Below are 23,064 nucleotides of genomic sequence, written 5' to 3'. Positions count from 1 at the left end.
CACCCGGAGCCGATATCGGCGACAGTGCCGCATCGACCGAGTGCCGGTATTGCGTGTAGCAGTGCAACGAGAGACCGCGCCCGGTTCTTCCGTCGCTCGAACCAGGGTAGCCGCGCCCACCGACACAGAATCCGTCGAAACGGTGAACATGCCGGTCACGGCCGTACCACCAGTACCACCGCCCCCACCGAACGCCGCTGTTCCAGCTCCCTGTGCGCGGTCGCGGCCGCCGCGAGCGGCAGCCGGGCGTGGATGCGGGGTACGAGTTCGCCGCGCACCGCCGCGGCAAGGGCCTGTTCGGCGTCGGCCCGCTGTTCGGCATCGGACTTGCGAATGACGACACCGAGCGCACCGGTCACCGTCAGCCCCCGCTGGGCCACGGTGAGGGCGTCGAGTGCCGCCCGGTCGCCGGAGGCGAAGCCGTACAGGCCGATCCGGCCCGCCCCATCGGCGGCCGCGGCAATGGCCTGCGCGGCGACCGCGCCGCCGACCGCGTCGAGCACGACATCCACGCCCCGGCCGCCGGTGAGCGCGCGCACCCCCTCTGCCCAGTCCCCGGACCCGTAATCCAGGGCGTGATCGGCGCCGAATTCCGCGACGGCGGCCGTCTTCGCGGCACTCGACACGCCGATCACCCGCGCGCCCGCCGCCTTCGCGGTCTGTACCAGCATCGAACCGATCCGGCCCGCGGCCGCTGTGACCAGCACCGTCTCCGCGGGCCGCACCGCCATCGCCGCGAGCAGGCCGCGCGCCACCGCACCGGATTGGAACACGGTGAGCGCGACCTCGGGATGCAGACCGTCCGGTACCGGGAAGGTATATGCCGCCGGGGCCAAGGCCAGTTCGGCGTATCCGCCGGCCTGGCCGACCGTCGTCGCCACCACCGTCCGGCCGAGCAGCGCCGGATCAACCCCCGCACCGAGGCCGACGACCCGCCCGCCGACCTCCAGCCCCGGGATCCACGGCAGCGGTAGCGGATACCGGCCGGATCGCACGATCACGTCGCCGAAGGCCACACCGGCCCGCTCGACCTCCACCAGGACCTGCCCGGCAGCGAGTTCCGGTTCCGCGGCTTCCGCCAGAACCAGCACCTCGGGATTGCCGAACTCCGTCACCCGTACAGCACGCATGGCATCTTCTCTCGTTTCGCAGGTAGGGTTTCGGAACGAGACAACCTGTCTCGTTCCGAACGCACTGTCCAGCCTCCGAAACTCCCTGTGTCACGACAAGATTCATCTCGGCGGATCTGTCCCGAAACAGACAAGGAGCCGAAAATGTCTCAGCAGAACGTGCGCGTCGTGCGCACTCGCACCCTGCTGCGGCAGGCGTTGATCGAGGCGATCGAAGAGCGTGGCTTCGACCGGATCACGGTCGGCGAACTCACCACCCGGGCGATGGTCAGCAGGGCCGCGTTCTACCGCAACTATCGCGACAAGTACGAACTCGTCGAGCAGATCTTCGACGAGGCGATGGCGGAGATGACCGCCGGCGATCCGGACGCGGAGCGCACGCCCGAACAGCGCTGGGCCGGATTCTTCGCCCATATCGACCGCTATCACCGGCTGTACGCGGCGTTGCTGGGCCGCAAGGGAAGTCCGTGGTTCGCCGACCGCATGCGCACCACCCTCGCGGCCATGTCCAGCACCCATCTCCCGGGACAGTCCGCGACGGCGTTCGTGCCCGGCATCGTCGCGGCGATGTTCGTCCAGTCGATCGTGTGGTGGCTCGACAACGGCCGGCCGTGCCCGCCGGAACAGATGGCCGCGGAGTCCGCGCAGCTGATACGGGCCGTTCTCGGGACGGCGTCGGGCGGCGACGGTCGGTGATGGCCTACCGTCGACAGGGTGCTCGATAGCGACCGCCTGCGCGCCGATATCCCCGCCTACGACACCGCCGGACCGCCGCCGGTCTTCCTCGACAGCGCGGGGTCCTCGCTACCTCCGCGGATCGTCGTGGACACCGCCGTGGCGCATCTGCGGCGCGAGGCCGAGATCGGCGGATATCGCGCCGCCTCGGAGCGGCTCGACGATCTGGCGGCGGTCAAGACCGCGATCGCCACGCTGATCAACGCCGACGCCTCGGCGATCGCCCTGAGCGACAGCGCCTCCCGTTCCTGGTCGGATTTCTTCTACGCCGTACCGCTGCGGCCCGGCGATCGCATTCTGGTCTCGGGTTCGGACTACGCCAGCAATGTGATCGCGGCCCTGCAGCGGGCGCGGGCGGCGGGTGCGACCGTGGAGGCCATTCCCAGCGACGAGACCGGGCAGATCGACCTGGTGGCCCTCGACAGCATGCTCGACGACCGTGTGAAGATCGTCTCGCTGCTGCACGCCCCCACCAACGGCGGGCTGGTCAACCCGGTCGCCGAGGCCACCCGCATCGCCCATCGCGTCGGTGCGCTGGTCCTGCTGGACGCCTGCCAATCCGCCGGTCAGATCGGCATCGACGTCGCCGAGCTGGGCGTCGATGCCATGTCGGCCACCGGCCGGAAGTGGTTGCGCGGCCCACGCGGCACCGGCTTCCTCTACGTCCACCCGGACGTCTGCCGCGAACTCGAACCCAGCCGTCTCGATCTGCACAGCGCCGCGTGGACCGGGCCGCAGGACTACCGTGTGGCCTCCGATGCGAGCCGCTTCGAATTCTGGGAATGCGACGTGGCGGCGCGACTGGGCCTCGGCGCGGCGGTGAACTACCTGCTGGATCTGGGACCGGAGAACGTCTATGCCGATGTCGCCGCCAAGGCGCGGCATCTGCGCGAGAATCTGCCGTCGATCCGGGGAATCACGGTGCGGGACCTGGGAACCGAACATTCCGGCATCGTCTCGTTCACCGTCGACGGCGTCGATCCGGGCGAGGTGCGCGAGACGCTGCGTGCCGCCGACATCACGGTGACGGTCAGCTACCGTAGCTCCACGTTGCTCGACATGTCCGCGCGGCGGCTCGAATCGGTGGTGCGAGCCTCGCCGCACTGCTTCGTCACCCTCGAGGAGCTCGATCGCTTCCTCGAGGCCGTCGACCGCCTCGCGGGTTGAGGCGGCCGAACCGAGTTCCGATTTTCATCGTGTTATTCGTAGTGCGACGCTGAAACGATCACGCTCCGGCGCCGGCTAACGCCGCGCCCGCGCACCGAGATAGTGCAGATGTGCCGACCGCCGGTCGGGTGGAGACGGGAGTTCGAGGGTGAGCCGGTTCACCGAGGAAATGTTCGCGACCGCACAACGTTCCCGCCGGGGGCTGATCACCGGGGAGCCGGAGACGCCGCTACGCCGGGATTGGGACGAGATCCACCGCCTCGCCCGGCGAATGGCCGGCGGGCTCGCGGCGGCCGGGATCGAGCACGGCGACGCCGTCGGTGTGCTGGCGGGTATGCCCGCCGATATCGCGCCGGCCTGCCAGGCGATCTGGATGCGCGGGGCGTCGATCACGATGCTGCATCAGCCGACGCCGCGCACGGATCTGCAACTGTGGGCCCGCGACACCGAGACCGTGCTGCGGATGATCGAGGCCCGCGCGGTGGTGCTGGGCGCGCCGTTCGAGGTGGCGGCGCCGCTGCTGGCCGAACGCGGCATCACCGTGGTCCTGACCGACGAGCTGGCCACCGGACCCGACACCGATCCGGTGCCGACCGAGGAATCCGATATCGCGCTCCAGCAGCTGACCTCCGGTTCCACCGGATCGCCGAAGGCGGTGCGAATCACCCACGAGAACTTCTACGTCAACGCGTATGCCATGTTCGATCGGGTGAAGTTCCAGCTCGATCAGGACGTGATGGTCAGCTGGCTGCCGCTGTTCCACGATATGGGCATGGTCGGATTCCTCAGCGTGCCGATGCAATTGGGCGCCGAGGTGGTCTGTGTGACGCCGATGGATTTCCTGAAACGGCCGATCCTGTGGGCCGAACTGATCTCGAAATACCGCGGAACGGTCACGGCCGCACCCAATTTCGCCTATTCGCTGCTGACCCGCCGCTTGGCGCGCGCCGAGGACGGCATCGTGGATCTGAGCAGCGTACGGTACATGTGGAACGGCGCCGAACCGGTCGATCCCGACACGATGGACGCCCTCGCGGCGGCCGGGAAACGTTTCGGGCTCAGCGCGTCCGCGCTCACGCCGGTGTACGGCATGGCCGAAACGACGCTGGCGGTGTCGATTCCGGATCCGGGCGTCGGGCAGGTCGTCGACATCGTCGACGCGGATCTGCTCGAGGCGCTCGGCAAGGCGGTTCCGGCGACGGATCCGGCGGCCCATCACGGCAATCTGCGCCGGCTGCCGCTGCTGGGCCGCCCGGTGGACAATCTCGAGATCCGGGTGGTCGACGACGAACACCGGCCGTTGCCGACCCGAACGGTGGGCGTGCTCGAGGTGCGGGGGCCCGCGGTCACCGCCGGATATGTGACCGTCGAGGGCTTCCGGCCCGCTCGCGACGCCGAGGGCTGGCTCGACACCGGCGATATCGGCTACGTGACCGAAGACGGATCCGTGGTGGTCTGCGGCCGGATCAAGGACGTGATCATCATGGGCGGGCGCAACATCTTCCCGACCGATATCGAACGGGCCGCGCTGCGCGTCGCCGGGGTGCGGCCGGGCAACGCGGTCGCGGTGCGCCTGGACGCCGGGCAGAAACGCGAGAGTTTCGCGGTCGTGGTGGAGAGCAACGACTTTCAGGATCCCGAGACGGTGCGCCGGATCGAGCACGACGTCGTGCACGAGGTCTTCACCGCGGTCGGCGCCCGCCCGCGCAGCGTCACCGTCCTCGGCCCGGGCGCACTGCCGAAGACGTCCTCCGGCAAGTTGCGCCGCTCCGCCACCGCGGCGCATCTGACCTGATCGCACGAGAGTTACCGCGGTACCGGATCTTCCGACGCGTCCACCGGATAGCGATCGCCGAGGGGGTTCCGGTCCCGGTACACGAAAGCGGCGACCAGATCGTCGGCGACGCGGGCCAGATCGTCGCGGCCCTCGACCGCACCGCACCAATCCAGCGGCAGCGCGTCGAGGCCGTGGCGGGCGCCGAGGATATTGCCGGCCACCGCACCGGTGGAATCGGAATCACCGGAGTGGTTGACCGACAACAGGAATGCGCGGCGCACATCCCCGGTCCGCTCGGCATCCAGCGCGCAGTAGACCCCGACGGCCAGACATTCCTCGGCGACCCAGCCCGCGCCCACCTGTTCCACGCCCTCCGAGGTTCCGGCGCCCGCGTCGGCGGCGGCCACGGCCTTGCGCAGGGCGGCGGCGGTTTCCGCGCCACCGGCCACCGCCTCGACCTGACTCGTGGTGTCCTGCACCGCCGTTCGCAGATCCGCGCCGTTCACGAGCCGGTCGATCAGGGCGGCGAACGCCCCGGCGGCCAGATATCCGGTGGGATGGCCGTGGGTGAGCTGGGCACACCGCGCCGACGCCTCGAAGGCGGCCTCGGGACCCAGGGCGGCCAATCCGAACGGCGCGGACCGCATGACCGTGCCGCATCCCTTGGAATCCTCGTTCACCGGACCCGGGACGCCGAAGGGATGTGGTTCGCGAAAACTCTGCGCCTGCCGGTTCAGCCCGCCCATACACGCGTTGCCCGGTGCGCGCACCGCGTACAGATAGGGCAGACTCGCCAGCCAGCCGTCGGGACGCGGGTCGGGCGCGTGTTCGCGTTGAGTCCGCAGCCAGCGCAGATAGGCGTGGCGCAGCACCGGCGCCGGATCCGCCCCCGGCGCACACCGCAGCAGTCCCTCGGCGGTGAACAGCGTCATCTGGGTATCGTCGGTGATCTGCCTGGGCGCGGATTCGTCTGCCGCCGGGGCGAATCCGGTGAGCCCGTCGGGCCCGAACCGGTCGCGGATCTGTTCCAGTTTCAGGAATTCGATCGGCCAGCCCAGCGCATCACCGACCGCCCCGCCCAGCAGGGTGCCCCGATACCGATCGAAAATCGTCGTGTAGTCCTGCACGGCCACCGATCTTCGCAGAGGATCGCTCAGTGCAGTTGGTTCTGGGCGGTTTCCAGACCCACGCGCAGCAGCAACTCCACCGCGTCGGCGGTCTGTTCGACCAGCACCGGAACCTCTTTGCGTTCGGGCGCGGAGAACGGTTTGAGCACGAAATCGGCCGGATCCTGCCGGCCGGGCGGACGGCCCACACCGAACCGCACCCGCAGATAGTCCTTGGTGGACAGGGCATTCGAAATCGAACGCAGCCCGTTGTGACCACCTTCACCGCCGCCACGTTTGAGCCGGATGCTGCCGAACGGCAGATCCAGTTCGTCGTGCACGACGATGACCTCGGTGGGCGGGACCGAGAAGAACCGGGCCAGCGCCGCGACCGGGCGGCCGGACAGATTCATATAGGTGCGCGGCTTGGCCAGCAGCACCTTGCGCCCGTCGAGCCGGGCCTCGACGAGGTCGGCGCCCGACTTCTTGTGCACGGTGAACCGGCCGCCGATGCGCTCGGCGAGCACATCGGCGACCAGGAAACCGGCATTGTGCCTGGTGCGCTCGTATTCGGGCCCGGGATTACCCAGCCCCACCACGAGCGCGGGGGCAGTAGATTCCGTCATCGAAACCCGTTGCACGACCGAATTATTCGGCGCTCTCGGCCTCGCCCTCGGCCTCGCCTTCACCCTCGGCCTCGACGGCCTCGGCGGCCGGAGCGACGATGATGTTGACGATCAGCGCCTCCGGGTCACCGGACAGGGCGGCGCCCTTCGGCAGCTCGACCTGACCGGCGGTGATCTGGGTGCCGGCCTCGGCGCCCTCGATCGAGACCTCGATGGATTCGGGAACGTTCAGCGCGTCGACCTCGATCGACACGGTGGTGGCCTCCTGGGTGACCAGGGTGCCCGGGCCCGCGTCGCCGGCCAGTGCGACCGGCACGTCGACGACGACCTTCTCGCCACGCTTGACGATCAGCAGGTCGGCGTGCTCGATGTAGCGGCGGATCGGGTGCACGACCACGGACTTGGTCATGGCCAGCTGCTTCTTGCCGTCGATCTCCAGGTTCAGGACGGCGTTGGTGCCGTGCTCACGCAGGATCGCGGCGAAGGCCTGGGCGTTGACGGCCAGGTGCTTCGGCGACTCGCCGTGGCCGTACAGGACGGCGGGAACGTTGCCGTCGCGACGGGTGCGGCGCGCGGCGCCCTTGCCGAATTCGGTGCGGGTCTGAGCTGCGAGAACGCTGACGTCGGACATGACTGAAATACTCTCCTACGGCTTTCCGGGGCGGACGGTGTGCTGGCCAGGTACTGTCCTGAATTCGGACGGCCCTGACGAAAGGGTCTGCTCGTCGGGCGATGACCGCACGACAACGGCCGGAAGCCGAGCCGCGTCGATCACGGTGTGCACTGGGTGCGACACCCTCGCCGAGACAACCTGAGAACAATAGCATGTAGCGGAAATCGCTTCCGCGCAGCACCCCGATGCGGTAATGCACGCCGGACGGGCAAACTCCCGCACCCTCGGCCCCGGGCCGGTTCAGGCGGATTCGGCGCGGAAGTGCGCCGCGTAGCAATCCACGTAGCGGCGGCCCGAACGCATCGCCAATTCCACCATGAGGTCGTCGGTCGCGGTGCGGACCGCGTCCCGATCGACCGGAAGGAAGGTGCGAGGCGCACCGAAGACGATGCGAACCTTGCCGAAACGCAGTAGCCGCCGCCCACGCCGATTCACCCGATCGGTGCCGTTCAGCGCCACCGGCACGACCGGCGCTCCGGTCTGCATCGCCACCCGGATCACCCCGGTGCGGCCGCGATAGACCCGGCCGTCCGGCGAGCGGGTCCCTTCCGGGTGAATGCCCCACACCCCGCCCGACTCCAGAATCCCGACCGCCGCGGCGAGGGCATCCGCCGATGCGGAACCACCGGAGCGATCGACGCGCACCTGTCCGGTCGCCGTCATCACCCAGCGATTGATCCGCCCGCGCCACCCCGGCTCGTCGAAATACTGACTCTTGGCGAGAAAGGTGATCCGCCTCGGCAGCACGAGCGCCAGATAGAGGGAGTCGATCGCGGCCAGATGATTCGCCGCGATGATCACCGGACCGTCCTTCGGAACATGATGCAGCCCTTCGACTTTCGGCCGCCCCAGGATCCGCAGCACCGGTCCGATCAGGACGAACTTCAAAAGCCGATACCACATACACACCCTCCGAGGGCCGGATCGTAGACACTATCTACCCGAAGTCTAGTAGACAATGTCTACGCGGTCACCTTGCTACTCGTCACACTCCGTTCAGGGGGAGGCGAGCCCCGGTGAGCGGTGCCGTGCCGTGGACCCGTCACTCGACCCACGCACCCGCCCGCGAATCACGAATCGCCATGCGACCGGCACCGCTGCCGAACGGACGCGGTACCCGCACGCGACAATGTGCGGCATGGGTGTGGACGAACCGGTGCGGGAACGGCTGGTGAGTGCGGGTGTGGGGTTGCTGGAGGAGGTCGGTGCCGCACAGCTCGGATTGCGGGCCATCGCCCGGGAGGCGGGGGTGTCGCACGGCGCGCCGCGGCGGTACTTCCCGACCCACAACGCCCTGCTGGCCGCCGTCGCGGTGCACGGATTCGCAGATCTGAGTGAGCGTTTCGCAGCACACGAGAGCGAGATCCCGCGGGTGCGAATCGACCGGATGGCCGGTGAATACATCGACTTCGCGGCACGGCGGCCCGAGATGTTCACCCTCATGTTCCGCCACGATCTGCTGCAAGGCTCGGGAGAGAACCTGCGCCGCAAGACGATTCCGATCTATCGGACCTGGGCGGAGCTGGTCGCGAACTGCGTGCGTGACCGTGCGGAAGAACGCGCCTTCGGACTGTGGACGAATCTGCACGGCATCGCCACCCTCGTGGCGAACCGGAGTGTGGAACTGATCGCGCCGGGCGTCGACTTGGACCGGCTCGTGCTGCGCACAATTGCCCAACACCTCTCCGACTGATCGAGACCGCAACGGGGCCTGCGCACCCATCCTGACCGGCAGTTTCCCTGAACCGCCGCTGTCCCCGGTGCGAGCCGAAGCCGCTCACTCACGTATTCTGATGCTTTGCCCTGTCCCGCGAAGAGGAGCCGATCGGTGAATTCCCCCTCAGCCAGCACGACCACATCCGGGCGGGTGGCGCAGGAGGCGGAACGGCGGCGCACCTTCGCGGTGATCTCGCATCCGGACGCGGGCAAATCGACGCTGACCGAGGCCCTGGCCCTGCACGCGAAGATGATTTCCGAGGCCGGCGCCATTCACGGGAAATCCGGCCGGAAATCCACCGTTTCCGACTGGATGGAAATGGAGAAGGCGCGCGGTATTTCCGTCAGCTCGACGGCGCTGCAGTTCGAATACGGCGAATGCGTGATCAATCTGGTCGACACGCCCGGCCACTCCGATTTCTCCGAGGACACCTACCGGGTGCTGACGGCCGTCGACGCCGCGGTCATGCTCATCGACGCCGCCAAGGGCCTGGAGCCGCAGACGCTCAAACTGTTCCAGGTGTGCCGCCACCGCGGCATCCCGGTGATCACCGTGATCAACAAGTGGGACCGTCCCGGACGGGCGCCGCTGGAACTGCTCGACGAGATCAGCGAGCGGATCGGCCTGACCCCCACGCCGCTGTTCCTGCCGGTCGGCATCGCGGGCGATTTCCGCGGGCTGCTGCGCCGCGGTCCCGAGGGCGCCGCCACCGAATACATCCACTTCACCCGGACCGCGGGTGGCGCGACCATCGCGCCGGAGGAGTCGTACACGCCCGACCAGGCCGCCACCCGCGAAGGCGAACCGTGGGAGACCGCGGCCGAGGAGAGCGAACTGCTCTCGGCCACCGGCCAGGACCACGATCAGGAACTGTTCCTCGCCGGGCAGACCTCGCCGGTCATCTATGCCTCGGCGATGCTGAACTTCGGCGTGCGGCAACTGCTCGACACGCTGGTGGCGCTGGCCCCGCCGCCCGGTTCCCGGGCCGACGTCGACGGCTCGCCGCGGGAGCCGGCCGACCCGTTCAGCGCGGTCGTGTTCAAGGTGCAGGCGGGTATGGACGCCGCGCATCGCGACCGGCTGGCGTTCATGCGCATCGTTTCCGGGGAATTCGAGCGCGGCATGGTCGTCACGCACGCTCAGACCGGACGCCCGTTCGCGACCAAATACGCGCTCACCGTCTTCGGCCGCGAGCGCGCCACCGTCGACACCGCCTATCCGGGCGATGTGGTCGGTCTGGTCAACGCGACCGCGCTCGCTCCGGGCCACACGCTGTTCGTGGACAAGAAGGTGGAGTTCCCGCCGATTCCGTCCTTCGCGCCGGAACATTTCGCCACCCTGCGCGCGCGCAGCGCGGGCAAGTACAAGCAGTTCCGCAAGGCCATCGATCAACTCGACTCCGAGGGCGTGGTGCAGGTGCTGCGCAACGACCTGCGCGGCGACGCCTCCCCTGTCCTCGCGGCGGTCGGACCGATGCAGTTCGAGGTGGTCACCGCCCGCATGCAGGCCGAATTCAACGTCGAAACGCAGCTGGACTTCCTGCCCTATCAGCTGGCCCGGCGCACCGACGCCGCCTCGTCGACGGAGCTGGACCGCCAGCGCGGGGTCGAGGTCTTCACCCGCAGCGACGGCGTCATCCTGGCCCTGTTCAGCGACAAGTGGCGGCTGCAGTACATCGAGAAGGAAATGCCGGAACTGACGCTGGAACCGCTCGTCGCGACCGCGGACTGACGGGTCGGCCGGAGGCGATTACCCGATCGCCTCGTCCGGTTCTTCCTCGACCGGCCCGCCCGGAGTGTCCTCGATATTCGACACCACGGCCGGGATATCGGGCACCGAACCCGTCTCCCCGGTGATCACACCCCACCGGCTGGCGGTCAGGCGCAGACTCGGCAGGTCCGACAGCGACAGCACGACCTCGTAGGTCCGCTCGTAGCCGGTGTGGGCGATACGCCACTGGCCGTCGTCGCAGCGCACATACCGGTCGTTGTAGAACGCCGCCCCGCGCAGCAGCATGTTGTGACCGGGGATGAGTACGGTGTCGGCCAGGTACCAGGTGCCGGTCGCCGCATCGCCGTCGATATCGATCTCGGGATGGTCGCACCGATGTTCGGTGATGACGTGGGGCCCGAGGGTATTGCGCATGAACGCCAGGAACGCATCACGCGACTCGAACTGCAGGTACTCGCTGTAGGTCGCCGTCGCCTCCGGGATCATCGTGTCGGCGAAGTCTTCCCACGATTTGGTGTCGAGCGCTCTCAGGTACCGGAACTTCAGCCGGCTGATCGCGGAGACGGCATCGGAATCCATACCTCAACAATCCCACCGGATCCGGCGAATCTGCGCAGATCGGAAAATAGGTATCGGATCGCTACACACCGTTGACCGGCAGTCGCAGGTCAGGACCCGTTGATGGTGAAGCAGGTCTTGCAGAAGTCCTCGCCGAATTCGGTGAGGCGCAAGCTCTTTCGCACGATCTTGGGCACCCGGCCGGCTTGCTTGAGCGCCGATTCCACGATCGGCTGCACCTCGAGCACCATATAACGGCTCAGCACCACCGGATCGTCGGAGGTGGTCAGCAGACCGAGCCGGTTCAGATTGATCAAATACAGCCGCGACCGGTCCGGATACCGCACGCCGGCCTGCTCCGGGACCGAGGTCAGATCTCCCGCGACCAGCTCGGAACCGATCCCCAGCGGCCGGTTGGTGCGCACGTCGACCGAGGGCTGTGGCCCGTTGATGGCCATGAACCGCAGAATCCGCGCCTCGTCCGAGGACAGCTGATCGAGGATGCGGTCGTAGGCCGGATGCACTTCCTCGGTGAAGTACACGTCGGCCGAGCGCGCGAGGAGATTGTCGCCGCGGCGGCGCAGATCGACCAGGGTCGACGAGCGGACCAGCCCGCCGGCCGACGGGCCGGGCGCCTGGCCGTTGGTGGGGACGTAGCTGACGATCTCGCGCACCGAACCCTCGGTGACGCCGAGGACGCTGCGGGCGACGGACTGCAGTGCGGCTCCGGTGCGTTCGGCGATCTCGGTGGAGGATTCACCGTCGAGCGCGGCCTGGGCGATCTGCTTGGTGACCTCGAGGCCGGTGCCGACCGCCCACTGGCCGCCGCGGACCGCGGTCCCGGCAGCCAGGCCGGCAGCCCGGAAGACGCCGCGGATCATGCGGGCTTCGTTGCTGATCTGCCGCTTCTCCACGTCCGAGCTGCGTTCCACAGCGCGGGAACCGGGTCGGACCACATCCTGTCCGGTCCTGTCGTCTGTCACGTCATTCTCCGAATATCGCCAGGTGAACGAGTCCGCTCACATATTCTTACCGCACCCCGAAGGCCACCGGCCATGTTCGGCGGCTCTCGGCCATGAGCGCCGACACCCGCCCAGCGATAGCGGCATGAATGTGGTTCCGGTCATTCTTGCGGCTGCCGCTGTCCGGTGCGACATTCCGATCACGCCATGTGATCGAAGTCTCCGCCATACGCTACCGCGTACCAGCATTCCCACCCGAATTGGATCGCGACTTCCGCGGCGGCCTCCGTGGTTACGCAAGCTCCCGCCTCCGGCCGCGTCGCTACAGTCGCCAATTGGACCCGTTTCCGGAATTCACAGTAAGGTTCGCCTGGCCGACGGGGTACGTTGTAGTGCCGGTGTGACGGCGGTCACCGGTAAGGGGTCGGCAGGAGGGTGTCGTGCTGGATAGTTTGCTGGGTTTTCACCCGACGATTTTGCTGGAACTGATCACGATCCCCCTCTTCACGGGTGTCATCGGCTATATCACCAACTGGACCGGCATCCTGATGCTGTTCAAGCCGCTACGCTTTCACGGGTTTCGGGTACCGGGTCTGAAATGGTTGTTCCCCTATCTTCCCAAGCGCATTCAGGTGCTGCCGTTGCTGCAGTACGACGGGCGCATGGGCTGGCAGGGAATCGTGCCCTCGCGCGCGGACAAGATGGCCTCGATCGCGGTCGACAAAGGACTCTCGAAACTGGGTAGCGTCGCCGACTTCTATCGCGAACTCGAGCCCGATGAACTGGCCGCGCATCTGACCGATATGGCGCAATCGCAGATCCGCGACATCGTGGAGGAGATTGCCCGCCGCGAACATCCGCAGCTCTGGTACAACCTGCCCGCGCAGGTCCGGGAGTTGGTGCACGAGCGGGTCCGGGAACAACTTCCCGAGATCCTCAAGGAACTGACCGACGAACTCGGGTCGAACATCGAACAACTGCTCGATGTCAAACAGATGGTGATCCGGTATTTCCAGTCGCGGCCGCAGTTGCTCAACACCGTTTTTCAGGTGCTGGGCGCCAAGGAGTTGCGGTTCATGCAGAACTTCGGCTTCTATTTCGGCGCGCCGATGGGTCTGGTGCTGGTCGCGGTGCTGCATCTGACGCATTGGTCGCCGCTGGTGGTGCTGCCGGTCGGCGGTGTGATCATCGGCTGGGTGGTCAACTGGATCGGGCTCAACATGATCTTCGAGCCCGCCTATCCGAAGTGGTGGTGCCCGTGGCGGCAGGGCTTGCTGATCAAGCGGCAACCCGAAATCACGGAGGGCTACGCCGAATTGGTGGCCACCCAGATCATCACGATCGCCAACGTCGGTGACGAGCTGCTGAACGGGCCGCGCTCGGACCGCACCATGCAGGTCCTCGAGGACACCCTGCGCCCGGCCACCGACCGCGCGCTCGGGCCGATGCGCGGGGCGCTGAAGTTCATGATCGGCAGCCGGGACTACGCGACCCTGCAGACCCGCTTCACCGACGAGGCCAAATCGCTGGCGCCGGCCGCCTTCGCCGATCCCGGGTTCAACGCCCAGCAGAGCCGGCAGGTCAGCCAGTACATCGCCAAACAGATGGCGGCGCTGAAGCCGCCGGACTTCGTCGACATGTTGCGCGCGGCGATCAAACAGGACGAGTGGCTTTTGTTCGTCCATGGCGGTGTGCTGGGGCTCATCGCCGGTTACGCTCATCTTCTGATCTTCGGAACGGAAGTAGCGAACGTATGGCTGTGAGCGGATCCGCACCGGAAAACGGTGACGGCGCCGAGTTTTCGATCGAATACGCCGAGGTGGTCGCCGAGTCCGGCGACGTCGCGGCCGGTACCGGTGCGACCGAAATCGAGACGGTCTCCCCGGAACCGGACGCCCGCACCACCGACCTCGTCGCACGCCGGTCGGCCGAATTGATGCTGCCCGAGGATGCCCGCCCGGGCTGGGCCGGTCCCGTGCGCACCACGTCTGGTGTGGTGCGGGTGGCGCTGTCCGCCGTCAGCGAGGCCGCGGCCTGGAGCCTGGGCACCGCGGTCGGCGTGACGGCCACGGTGGTGCGCGGCAGTATGTCCGGGCAGCCGCCGCGGCATGTGCTCTCCGAGGCCGGTGAGCAGGTTCGCGACTCGCTGCGGCGCGCACTCGGCATCGATGCCACCTCCGGCGGCGCCCCCGCCCCGACGGCGCCGAGCCTGCGCGATCGCGGCGCCGAACTGCTGCGCCGCTCGGCCGATGTGCACTGCGAGGACAGCGATCATCCGGCCTTCGCGCGCATCCTCGCCGAACTGGCTCCCGACGAGGCCCGGATCCTGCGCTTCCTGTATCTCGACGGGCCGCAGCCGGCGCTCGACATCCGCACCGGGCGGCCGCTGAGTTCGGGCACCCAGCGCATCGAGGTCGGCATGTCGCTGATCGGCGAGACCGCGGCGCTGCGCTTCGCCGACCGCGCGATCACCTATCTGACGAATCTGCGCCGCCTCGGACTCATCACCGTCGACGGCGATCAGCTGGACAATCCGGTCCGCTATCAGCTGCTGGAATCACAGCCGGAGGTGCGGCGGTTGCTCAAGCGCGGATTCGGCACCAAGGTCGCCTACCGCAGCATCGCGCTCACCTCGTTCGGCACGGATTTCACGTGTGCGTGCCTGCCGGTGCCGCCCCTGGGCCACGCCCTCTGAAAACTGGGACACGTTCTGCGAGGGTCGGCCCGCCCGGGGCCGACCGCACCACATACGCTCAGCCGACCTCTTCGGCGAGTTCGAGCCAGCGCATCTCGGTCGATTCCTTCTCGGCCTGCACCTGCTTCAGTTCGGCGCCGAGGCTCACCAGCTTCTCCGGGTCGGTGGCGGCTTCGGCCAGCGCGGTGTGCAGGCGCTCCTCCCGTTCGGTGAGTTTCTCCAGCGCCCGCTCCAATCGGCCGAACTCCTTACGAGCCGCCCGATAGGCCGCGGAATCCGTTGCGGGAGCGGACGTTTCGGCCTGAGTCGAGGCTCCGGAGGGACGCCGAGAGGTGTCGGCGAGTGCCGCGCGACGACGCAGGTATTCCTCGATGCCGCCGGGCAGGTTGGTGAGCTTGCCGTCGCCGAACAGGGCCCAGGTGGAATCGCTGATGCGCTCGATCAGATACCGGTCGTGGGAGATCACGACCAGAGTGCCGGGCCAGCCGTCGAGCAGATCCTCGAGTTGCTGCAGGGTGTCGATATCGAGGTCGTTGGTGGGCTCGTCGAGCAGCAGCACGTTCGGCTCGCCCATCAGGATGCGGGTCAGCTGCAGACGGCGGCGCTCACCGCCGGACAGATCACCGACCGGAGTGCGCTGTTTGGCCGGGGTGAACCCGAGCCGCTCGGCGAGCTGCCCGGCGCTGATCTCCTTGTCTCCCAGCATCGTTCGCTCGGCGACCTCGGCCACCGCTTCCAGCACCCGCATATTCGTGGGCAGATCGTCGAGTTCCTGCCGCAGCCAGCCGATCCGGACGGTCTGGCCCTGAATTCGCTTACCCGCGGCCGGTTCCGCGTCACCGGCGAGAGCGCGCAACAGGGTGGTCTTGCCCGACCCGTTCACGCCCACCAGGCCGACGCGCTCACCCGGCGCCAACCGCCAGGTCAGATCGCGCACCAGTTCGCGGCCGTCGGGAGTGGTGAGCGTGGCGTCCTCGAGTTCGATCACGACGCGGCCCAGGCGTTTCCGCGCGAAGGAGGCCAGCTGCACGGTGTCGCGCGGCGGCGGCACATCGGCGATCAGCGCCTCGGCGGCCTCGACCCGGTAGCGGGGCTTCGAGGTGCGGGCCTGCGGGCCGCGTCGCAGCCACGCCAATTCCTTCCGGGCCAGATTGCGCCGGCGCGCCTCGGTGGCATCGGCCTGGCGGGCCCGTTCGGCGCGGGCGAAGATCCAGTCGTTGTAGCCGCCCTCGTAGCTTTCGACCTTGCCGCCCACCACTTCCCACGTGCGGGTGGCGACGGTGTCGAGGAACCAGCGGTCGTGGGTGACCACCACCAGTGCGCTGCGGCGCGCGAGCAGATGTTCGGCCAGCCACTGCACGCCCTCGACGTCGAGGTGGTTGGTGGGCTCGTCGAGCACCAGCAGATCCAGTTCGCGCACCAGCGCGGCGGCCAGCGCGACCCGGCGGCGCTCGCCACCGGACAGATTCGCGACCGAGGCGTCCATCCCCAGATCCGCGATGCCGATACCGTCGAGCACACTGCGGATGCGCGGGTTGGCGGCCCACTCGTGCTCGGCGACACCGTCGGTGCGCGCGTCTTCGGCGAGCCCGGCCAGTACCACCTCCCCGACCGTGGCCCCTTCCGGCAGCACACCGCGCTGGGTCACGACCGCCATGCGCAGGCCGTTGATGCGGCTCACCCGTCCGCTGTCGGGCTGCTCGATCCCGGTCAGCACCTCGAGCAGTGTGGTCTTGCCCCCTCCGTTGAGACCGACGACCCCGATCCGCTCACCCTCCTGCACGCCGAGGGACACCGTGTCCAGCAGCGGGGTGATTCCGAAGCTCTTGTCGACCTGCTCCAGATTGATCAGATTCGCCAAGGGGTCAGTCCTCTCCGAGTACGGCGGGGCCTTCGGGTGTGCCACGAGCTCGGCGCAGGTCCGGCCGCGTCGCGCGCGCCGGCTGCGCTTTCGCAGCGGCGGGACCACGCCCGTCGGCTTCACCCGTGAACATTACGGCACGAGGATGCACCCTTCCGGCGCGGGTGAACGGCCCGAAGACGAGCCACATCTCCCCCACCGGATCACCGGCACGCTCGGTCTCCGCTGCCCGAAGGACATATCGGCGCGCGGGCGCGGGTCGCGCGGAGGAGCCGGTCACCTCGGCTGCGCTCGAAGTAGCATCTCGTGTGCAACGACCGCGCGATGTCGGTCGAGCGCCAGAAGTCGCGCGGATAGGGTCCAGGCGTTTTCTGGGGCAGTGTCGATGCGGGGCGCGGCCGCGCAGAGGTCGGTCGTGGCCAGCAGTGGCTCAGCGCCGTGTGGTCGCGACAACCGGGAGGGCGCTGCCGGTCGCGAAAGACGTCGCAGAAGGCACCGCAGTTGCGAAACGTGTTGAGGCATAGGTAGTCTGCTGGCAATCCAAATGGGTTCTCCAGAAGTATGGCCGTAGTGCGGGAGCCCCGCCTCATGAGGCGCGGAGTGGGCGGCGCTGATTTGTCGACCCCACATTCGGAGGATTCTCATGACCGAATCGTCATCTGCCATCGCCTCGTCGTCCGTTTCGACGTCGCACGACCGTGTCCCCAGGAGTTCCGGGCTGCCGGACGCGATGCGCGCGGCCCACGGCGTCGAGGTCGGCATCGGGCTGCCGATCGCCGATCCACAATCACTCGTCGAATGGGCCGAGCGGGCCGAATCGGGCCCGTTCTCCACCCTCGGACTGCTCGACCGGCTGGTCTACGACAATCCGGAACCCCTTGTGGCACTTGCCCTTCTGGCCGGTGCGACGCAGCGGATCCGATTGCAGACCGAAGTGCTCATCGCGCCGCTGCGCGAGACCGCGCTGCTCGCGAAACAAACCGCCACCCTCGACCGGCTCTCGGGCGGCCGGTTCACACTGGGTCTCGGTGTCGGCGGCCGCGCCGACGACCATGAAGCGTCCGGCACCGAATTACGCACGCGCGGAAAGCGATTGGACGAGCAGGTCGCGACGATGCGCAGGCTCTGGTCCGGTGAACCCTACAGCGACAGCTGCGCCGCGATCGGCCCGCAGCCGCAGACCCCCGGCGGCCCGGAGTTGCTGTTCGGCGGATTCCAGCCCGCCGCATTGGAACGCGTGGCGCGCTGGGGCGGCGGATTCCTCGCCGCCGCCGCACCCTGGTGGGCGCCGGGCCTGTTCGACACCGTGCACCGCTTCTGGCGCGAATACGATCGCCCGGGCGCGCCTCGCATCGTCGCGCAGGTCAACGTGGCCCTGGGTCCGCAGCACGTCATCGACGACGCTCGCGCCGCCATGTCGGCGTACTACGCCTTCAGCGACTACGGCGCGAACATGGTCGAGGGCATGCTCACCACGCCGGAGCAGATCCGCACGGTCACAAAACAATTCGCCGATCTCGGCGCCGACGAAGTGATCTTCTACTGCTACGGGCGAGACCCGGAACAGGTCGACCGCCTCGCCGACGCCCTCGGCTGAGGGACGTCATCGGGTAGGGCCGGGGGCGAACGACGCCACTCGCGCGCGGATCAGCGCCGGCCCGTCAGGTCGGCGGTGGAGACATCCGAGCAACGCTGAGCGCGGTCGAAATCGGCTGTCAGTGCCGCCCGTCGGCTAGTACCCGCGCACCCGGCACCGGCCCGGTCGCGATGCGGACGCTGCGGCACACACCCGCGCCGGAGAGTTCGGCCGATACCGCCACCGCGTCGGCTTCGCTACCGCACAGGAAGGCGCAGGTGGGCCCCGAACCGGAGACGATTCCGGCGAGGGCGCCCGCCTCGACGCCGGCCCGCAGGGTGCGGCGCAGAGCCGGATTCAGCGACAGGGCGGCGGCCTGCAGATCGTTGCCGAGCAAGGGTGCGAGCTGGGTGGCGTCGCCGGAGGCCAAAGCCTGCAACAGTTCCTGCGGATCGCCGAGGCGCGGCGGTTCGCCGTTCTCCCGCAGCCGGTCCAGTTCGCCGAACACCTTCGGCGTCGACAACCCCTCCTTCGCCAGCGCCAGCACCCAGTGAAAGGTGTTGCGCGACAATACCGGAAGCAGTTTCTCGCCACGGCCGCGCCCCAGTGCGGTGCCGCCGTGCAGGGCGAAGGGCACATCGCTGCCGAGTTCGGCCGCGACATCGGCCAATTCGTCGCGCGACATCTCCAGACTCCACAACTCGTTGAGTCCGACCAGCGTCGCGGCGGCATCCGCGCTGCCGCCGGCCATCCCCCCGGCAACCGGAATACCCTTCTCGATCTCGATCTCCACCAGCGGAGCGCGGCCGGCCAGATGTCCGAGCCGGACCGCCGCCTGCCACACCAGATTCGTGCGATCGGTCGGCACCTGGGCGGCACCCTCCCCGTGCACGCTCACGGCCAGCGATCCGGCCGGGGCGATCCGCACGTCGTCGGCGAGCGACAGTGCCTGGAACACCGTGGTCAGTTCGTGGTATCCGTCGCTACGCAGGTCATCGACCCCTAGATGAAGGTTCACCTTGGAGGGGGCGCGCACAACCACGGAACTGGGTACTACAGACAGCACGGGGCTAGGTTATCCGGCCGCGCGGCAAACGGTCGGTTTGCCGCGCGACGCGGGGCTCCCGCGGCCGGGAACTCGCCGATGCCGGGCGGCTGCCGCGGACCGGCGGCGCCGGATCAGTGGCCGATGACAGGCCGCCACCAGGGCAGACAGGTTTCGGCGGAGATGCGCATCACCGCGGCCGAAATTCCTCGCCCTCACCCTTGCGTCAGGTACCCGTGGGGGGTATGTTCAGTCATGTCAGGGGATACCCCCGCACCGTATAAGAGCGAGCGAAGGAAGCGATCATGGCTACCAGCACCTACACCGTCACCGGGATGACCTGCGGCCACTGCGTGGCGTCGGTGCAGAAGGAGATCGGCAAGATCGACGGTGTCACCAGTGTCGACGTAGACCTCGCCTCCGGCCGCGTCCAGGTCGAATCCGCCGCACCGCTGACGGACGCCGAGGTCCTCGCCGCCGTCGACGAGGCGGGATATCAGGTGGCGAGCTGAATGAACGACAGACTGAAGTTCGCGGCCTTCGGCGGCGGACTGGTCCTGTTGTTCGGGGCCGCGCTCGGCATCGGCGCCCTGGTGGGCGATCCGGCCGAGCCGGCCCCCGGGCACGGCACCGGACTCCAGGCCACTCAGGAGGGTTACACCCTCTCCGACGTGGCCGCACCTACCGAACCTCGAACCCCCGGCACCCTCCGATTCCGGATCACCGGCCCCGACGGCGCACCGGTCACCCGGTACACCGATCTGCACGAGCGCGACCTGCATCTGATCGTGGTCCGCTCCGATGCCACCGAATACCGGCACGTGCACCCGGTCCGCGACGACACAGGCACCTGGTCGATCGATTGGCAGTGGGCCCAGCCGGGCACCTACCGCATCTTCGCCGATTCCCGGCCCGCCACCGCACCGGATGAACTGGTGCTCAGCCGCACGGTCACCGTGGCCGGCGCGACCGCCGATCGGCCCCTGCCGCCCGTATCCCGCACCACCACCGTCGACGGCTACCAGGTCCGCCTGGACGGCGATCTGTCGACCGGCGGCGGCGAGGTGGGATTCACCGTCACCCGCGACGGACGGCCGGTCACCGATCTGCAACCCTATCTGGGTGCCTACGGGCATCTGGTCGCACTGCGCGGGAACGATCTGTCCTACCTTCATGTTCATCCCGAAGGAGAGGTCGGCTCGACTCCCGCCGGGCCGCGGGTCGCCTTCCATGCCCAAGCGCCCAGCGCCGGCGCCTTCCGGCTCTACCTGGACTTCGCCCACGGCGGCGCCGTGCACACGGCGGAATTCACCACCGAGGCGGTAGCCGGGCAGCAGAACGGGCAACACGACAACGAGCACAACGGACAGCACGGAGGAGGTCACCAATGAGCGCGCCCACGACAGAGCGCTCCGTCGAGCTGGATATCGGTGGGATGACCTGCGCCTCGTGCGCCGCACGCATCGAGAAGAAGCTGAACCGGATCGAAGGCGTCACGGCCACGGTCAACTACGCCACCGAGAAGGCGAAGGTCAGCTTCCCGGAAACGGTGACGCCGGATCAGCTCATCGAACGTGTCGTCGACACCGGCTACACCGCCACCGTCCACGACACCCGGCCCGCGGAAACGGCTGCGGCCGAGGAGGTTTCGACCGATTCACCGTTGCGGCAGCTGCGGCATCGACTTCTGGTCAGCCTCGCACTGGCGCTTCCGGTCATCGCGCTGGCGATGATTCCGGCACTGCAATTCCGGAACTGGCAATGGCTTTCGCTGACGCTGGCCACGCCGGTCGTGTTCTGGGGCGGCGCCGCGTTCCATCGCGCCGCCTGGATCAACGCGCGCCATGCCACCGCCACCATGGACACCCTCATCTCGCTGGGCACCCTGGCGGCGTACTCGTGGTCGGTGTACGCGCTGTTCTTCGGCGATGCCGGGATGCCGGGAATGAAGCACGGCTTCAGTTTCGCGGTCGAACGCTCCGCCTCGGCGTCGAATATCTACTTCGAGGTCGCGGCCGGTGTGATCGTGTTCATCCTGGCCGGGCGTTATTTCGAGACTCGGGCCAAGGAACGCGCCGGTTCGGCGCTGCGAGCGCTGCTGGAACTCGGCTCCAAGGATGTGGCGGTGCTGCGCGACGGCGCCGAACATCGAATCCCGGTGTCGGAGTTGCGGGTCGGCGATCTGTTCCTGGTGCGTCCGGGTGAGAAGGTCGCCACCGACGGCGTGGTCACCGACGGCAATTCGGCCGTCGACATGAGCATGCTGACCGGCGAATCGGTGCCGGTCGAGGTCGGTCCGGGCGATTCCGTGATCGGCGCGACCGTCAACGCCGGCGGTGTACTGACCGTGCGGGCCACCCGCATCGGCGCCGACACCCAGCTGGCCCAGATGGCCGCACTGGTGGAGGACGCGCAGAACGGCAAGGCGCCCGTGCAGCGCCTCGCCGACCGGGTCGCCGGGGTGTTCGTGCCGATCGTGATCGCGATTTCGGTGGTGACGCTGGGCTTCTGGCTCGGCAGCGGCGCCGCGGTGGCGGTGGCCTTCGGTGCGGCGGTCGCGGTGCTGATCATCGCCTGCCCGTGCGCGCTCGGCCTGGCCACGCCCACCGCACTGCTGGTCGGCACCGGCCGGGGCGCGCAACTCGGCATCCTGATCAAGGGTCCGCAGGTGCTGGAATCGACGCGGCGCATCGACACCGTCGTGCTGGACAAGACCGGCACCGTCACCACCGGCACCATGTCGCTGGCCGAGGTGATCCCCGCCGAAGGCCAGGATCGCGACGAGCTGCTGGCCGTGGCCGCGGCGGTGGAACACGGATCCGAACATCCGGTGGCAAGGGCCGTGGTCCGCGGCGCCGCCGAACGGGGTCTGACCGAGGAGCCGGTGCAGCAGTTCGTGAGCCACGGCGGTAAGGGCGTGCAGGGCCTGGTCGGTGAGCGCGCGGTCGTGATCGGCCGCACCGAACTGCTCGCGGACTGGTCGATCACGCTGCCGGAGTCGTTGGCGCAGGCCAAGTCCGAGGCCGAGTCCGCCGGTCGCACCGCGATCGTGGTGGCGTGGGACGGGCAGGCGCGCGGCGTGCTGGTCATCGCCGATGCGATCAAGGCCTCGAGCGCCGAAGCCATCGCGGATATGCGGTCGCTGGGACTGACGCCGGTGCTGTTGACCGGTGACAATGCCGCCACGGCTCGCACGGTCGCCGATCAGGCCGGCATCGACGAGGTGATCGCCGAGGTGCTGCCCGCCGACAAGCTCGACGTGGTGAAGCGCCTGCAGGATCAGGGCAAGGTCGTCGCGATGGTCGGCGACGGCGTCAACGACGCGGCCGCTCTCGCCCAGGCCGACCTGGGTCTGGCGATGGGCACCGGCACCGACGTGGCGATCGAGGCCGGCGACATCACCCTGGTCCGCGGCGATCTGCGGACCGTGGGCACGGCCATCCGGCTCTCCCGGGCCACCCTGCGCACCATCAAGGGCAACCTGTTCTGGGCCTTCGGCTACAACGTGGCGGCGATCCCGCTGGCCGCGGCCGGACTGCTCAACCCGATGCTCGCGGGTGCGGCCATGGCACTGTCGAGTGTGTTCGTGGTGAGCAACAGCCTGCGCCTGCGGCGCTTCCGCTGAACGAATCCGCCGAATGTCCCGTCCGGTCGGACGGGACATTCGGCGTTCCCGCGCCGGTCCGCCATACTTTCCGTCCGAAG

The 23,064-nt window shown here is 68.4% G+C and carries 20 protein-coding genes; 11 read left to right on the top strand and 9 right to left on the bottom strand.

The window, feature by feature from the left end; genetic code table 11:
- Positions 1–155 precede the first annotated feature (155 nt).
- A complete protein-coding gene (locus C8258_RS29185) occupies positions 156–1,130 on the bottom strand; it encodes a zinc-binding dehydrogenase (protein ID WP_106957892.1) in 975 nt (324 codons plus the stop codon).
- Positions 1,131–1,274: 144 nt separating this feature from the next.
- Here C8258_RS29185 and C8258_RS29180 point away from each other — a divergent pair, with 144 nt between their 5' ends.
- The 3 genes from C8258_RS29180 to C8258_RS29170 all read left to right on the top strand — a co-directional run bounded on the left by C8258_RS29180 (position 1,275) and on the right by C8258_RS29170 (position 4,827).
- On the top strand, positions 1,275–1,826 hold the full coding sequence (locus C8258_RS29180; RefSeq protein ID WP_106957891.1) for a TetR/AcrR family transcriptional regulator: 552 nt from the start codon (positions 1,275–1,277) through the stop codon (positions 1,824–1,826).
- Positions 1,827–1,844: 18 nt separating this feature from the next.
- Complete coding sequence (locus tag C8258_RS29175; RefSeq protein WP_106957890.1) at positions 1,845–3,032, top strand: aminotransferase class V-fold PLP-dependent enzyme; 1,188 nt, start codon at positions 1,845–1,847, stop codon at positions 3,030–3,032.
- 148 nt (positions 3,033–3,180) lie between these two features.
- Positions 3,181–4,827: a fatty acyl-AMP ligase gene (locus C8258_RS29170; RefSeq protein WP_106957889.1), complete on the top strand. Its 1,647-nt coding sequence runs from the start codon at positions 3,181–3,183 to the stop codon at positions 4,825–4,827.
- An 11-nt stretch (positions 4,828–4,838) separates the two neighbouring features.
- Here the strand turns inward: C8258_RS29170 and C8258_RS29165 are convergent, their stop codons facing one another.
- The 4 genes from C8258_RS29165 to C8258_RS29150 all read right to left on the bottom strand — a co-directional run bounded on the left by C8258_RS29165 (position 4,839) and on the right by C8258_RS29150 (position 8,117).
- Positions 4,839–5,936, bottom strand: coding sequence for an ADP-ribosylglycohydrolase family protein (locus C8258_RS29165; RefSeq protein ID WP_106957888.1), 1,098 nt, complete (start codon positions 5,934–5,936; stop codon positions 4,839–4,841).
- A gap of 26 nt (positions 5,937–5,962) precedes the next feature.
- Positions 5,963–6,541 carry an aminoacyl-tRNA hydrolase gene (pth, locus tag C8258_RS29160; protein ID WP_036505176.1) on the bottom strand — a complete coding sequence of 193 codons (579 nt, stop codon included), beginning with the start codon at positions 6,539–6,541 and terminating at the stop codon, positions 5,963–5,965.
- Between the two features lie 22 nt (positions 6,542–6,563).
- Entirely contained in the window at positions 6,564–7,172 is a 609-nt protein-coding gene (locus C8258_RS29155; RefSeq protein ID WP_106957887.1) for a 50S ribosomal protein L25/general stress protein Ctc, read from the bottom strand.
- 282 nt (positions 7,173–7,454) lie between these two features.
- Positions 7,455–8,117, bottom strand: coding sequence for a 1-acyl-sn-glycerol-3-phosphate acyltransferase (locus tag C8258_RS29150; protein ID WP_106957886.1), 663 nt, complete (start codon positions 8,115–8,117; stop codon positions 7,455–7,457).
- 235 nt (positions 8,118–8,352) lie between these two features.
- Here C8258_RS29150 and C8258_RS29145 point away from each other — a divergent pair, with 235 nt between their 5' ends.
- Entirely contained in the window at positions 8,353–8,907 is a 555-nt protein-coding gene (locus C8258_RS29145) for a TetR/AcrR family transcriptional regulator (RefSeq protein WP_106957885.1), read from the top strand.
- A 135-nt stretch (positions 8,908–9,042) separates the two neighbouring features.
- On the top strand, positions 9,043–10,662 hold the full coding sequence (locus tag C8258_RS29140) for a peptide chain release factor 3 (protein ID WP_106957884.1): 1,620 nt from the start codon (positions 9,043–9,045) through the stop codon (positions 10,660–10,662).
- A gap of 18 nt (positions 10,663–10,680) precedes the next feature.
- On the opposite strand, the gene C8258_RS29135 is transcribed toward C8258_RS29140, so the two are convergent.
- Positions 10,681–11,241, bottom strand: coding sequence for a nuclear transport factor 2 family protein (locus tag C8258_RS29135; protein ID WP_233225420.1), 561 nt, complete (start codon positions 11,239–11,241; stop codon positions 10,681–10,683).
- Positions 11,242–11,330: 89 nt separating this feature from the next.
- Positions 11,331–12,203 carry a DUF4393 domain-containing protein gene (locus C8258_RS33420; protein WP_062995501.1) on the bottom strand — a complete coding sequence of 291 codons (873 nt, stop codon included), beginning with the start codon at positions 12,201–12,203 and terminating at the stop codon, positions 11,331–11,333.
- A gap of 419 nt (positions 12,204–12,622) precedes the next feature.
- Here C8258_RS33420 and C8258_RS29125 point away from each other — a divergent pair, with 419 nt between their 5' ends.
- Positions 12,623–13,945 carry a hypothetical protein gene (locus C8258_RS29125; RefSeq protein ID WP_083871237.1) on the top strand — a complete coding sequence of 441 codons (1,323 nt, stop codon included), beginning with the start codon at positions 12,623–12,625 and terminating at the stop codon, positions 13,943–13,945.
- A complete protein-coding gene (locus C8258_RS29120) occupies positions 13,936–14,877 on the top strand; it encodes an Abi-alpha family protein (protein ID WP_233225419.1) in 942 nt (313 codons plus the stop codon). Before C8258_RS29125 ends, C8258_RS29120 begins: the two co-directional genes overlap by 10 nt.
- A gap of 58 nt (positions 14,878–14,935) precedes the next feature.
- Here the strand turns inward: C8258_RS29120 and C8258_RS29115 are convergent, their stop codons facing one another.
- A complete protein-coding gene (locus C8258_RS29115) occupies positions 14,936–16,738 on the bottom strand; it encodes an ABC-F family ATP-binding cassette domain-containing protein (RefSeq protein ID WP_106957883.1) in 1,803 nt (600 codons plus the stop codon).
- Positions 16,739–17,381: 643 nt separating this feature from the next.
- Between C8258_RS29115 and C8258_RS29110 the strand changes: the two genes are divergently transcribed.
- Positions 17,382–18,335, top strand: a complete 954-nt coding sequence (locus C8258_RS29110) for an LLM class flavin-dependent oxidoreductase (RefSeq protein ID WP_233225418.1) — start codon at positions 17,382–17,384, stop codon at positions 18,333–18,335.
- Between the two features lie 118 nt (positions 18,336–18,453).
- On the opposite strand, the gene C8258_RS29105 is transcribed toward C8258_RS29110, so the two are convergent.
- On the bottom strand, positions 18,454–19,380 hold the full coding sequence (locus C8258_RS29105) for a 4-(cytidine 5'-diphospho)-2-C-methyl-D-erythritol kinase (protein WP_036505192.1): 927 nt from the start codon (positions 19,378–19,380) through the stop codon (positions 18,454–18,456).
- Positions 19,381–19,664: 284 nt separating this feature from the next.
- On the opposite strand from C8258_RS29105, the gene C8258_RS29100 reads away from it, so the two are divergent.
- Genes C8258_RS29100 through C8258_RS29090 form a run of 3 tightly spaced genes read left to right on the top strand, consistent with a single transcriptional unit; the run spans position 19,665 to position 22,984 of the window.
- The gene (locus tag C8258_RS29100) at positions 19,665–19,871 is read left to right on the top strand and encodes a heavy-metal-associated domain-containing protein (RefSeq protein ID WP_106957882.1); all 207 of its coding nucleotides are present in this window, start codon (positions 19,665–19,667) and stop codon (positions 19,869–19,871) included.
- The gene (locus tag C8258_RS29095) at positions 19,872–20,750 is read left to right on the top strand and encodes a hypothetical protein (RefSeq protein WP_106957881.1); all 879 of its coding nucleotides are present in this window, start codon (positions 19,872–19,874) and stop codon (positions 20,748–20,750) included.
- Positions 20,747–22,984 carry a cation-translocating P-type ATPase gene (locus C8258_RS29090; RefSeq protein ID WP_106957880.1) on the top strand — a complete coding sequence of 746 codons (2,238 nt, stop codon included), beginning with the start codon at positions 20,747–20,749 and terminating at the stop codon, positions 22,982–22,984. The genes C8258_RS29095 and C8258_RS29090 overlap by 4 nt, the downstream gene beginning before the upstream one ends.
- Positions 22,985–23,064 lie beyond the last annotated feature (80 nt).

It is taken from the genome of Nocardia sp. MDA0666 (assembly GCF_003023875.1).
Lineage (GTDB): Bacteria > Actinomycetota > Actinomycetes > Mycobacteriales > Mycobacteriaceae > Nocardia > Nocardia aobensis.
Note: the sequence above shows the minus strand (reverse complement) of the source record. Positions and strands in the feature narration are given on the sequence as shown.

Coding starts and splice junctions, on each gene's coding strand:
- C8258_RS29110 (WP_233225418.1), top strand. CDS start 17,382: ATGACCGAATCGTCATCTGCCATCGCCTCGTCGTCCGTTTCGACGTCG.
- C8258_RS29120 (WP_233225419.1), top strand. CDS start 13,936: ATGGCTGTGAGCGGATCCGCACCGGAAAACGGTGACGGCGCCGAGTTT.
- C8258_RS29135 (WP_233225420.1), bottom strand. CDS start 11,241: ATGGATTCCGATGCCGTCTCCGCGATCAGCCGGCTGAAGTTCCGGTAC.
- C8258_RS29145 (WP_106957885.1), top strand. CDS start 8,353: ATGGGTGTGGACGAACCGGTGCGGGAACGGCTGGTGAGTGCGGGTGTG.
- C8258_RS29155 (WP_106957887.1), bottom strand. CDS start 7,172: ATGTCCGACGTCAGCGTTCTCGCAGCTCAGACCCGCACCGAATTCGGC.
- C8258_RS29185 (WP_106957892.1), bottom strand. CDS start 1,130: ATGCGTGCTGTACGGGTGACGGAGTTCGGCAATCCCGAGGTGCTGGTT.
- C8258_RS29180 (WP_106957891.1), top strand. CDS start 1,275: ATGTCTCAGCAGAACGTGCGCGTCGTGCGCACTCGCACCCTGCTGCGG.
- pth (WP_036505176.1), bottom strand. CDS start 6,541: ATGACGGAATCTACTGCCCCCGCGCTCGTGGTGGGGCTGGGTAATCCC.
- C8258_RS29150 (WP_106957886.1), bottom strand. CDS start 8,117: ATGTGGTATCGGCTTTTGAAGTTCGTCCTGATCGGACCGGTGCTGCGG.
- C8258_RS29090 (WP_106957880.1), top strand. CDS start 20,747: ATGAGCGCGCCCACGACAGAGCGCTCCGTCGAGCTGGATATCGGTGGG.
- C8258_RS29095 (WP_106957881.1), top strand. CDS start 19,872: ATGAACGACAGACTGAAGTTCGCGGCCTTCGGCGGCGGACTGGTCCTG.
- C8258_RS29100 (WP_106957882.1), top strand. CDS start 19,665: ATGGCTACCAGCACCTACACCGTCACCGGGATGACCTGCGGCCACTGC.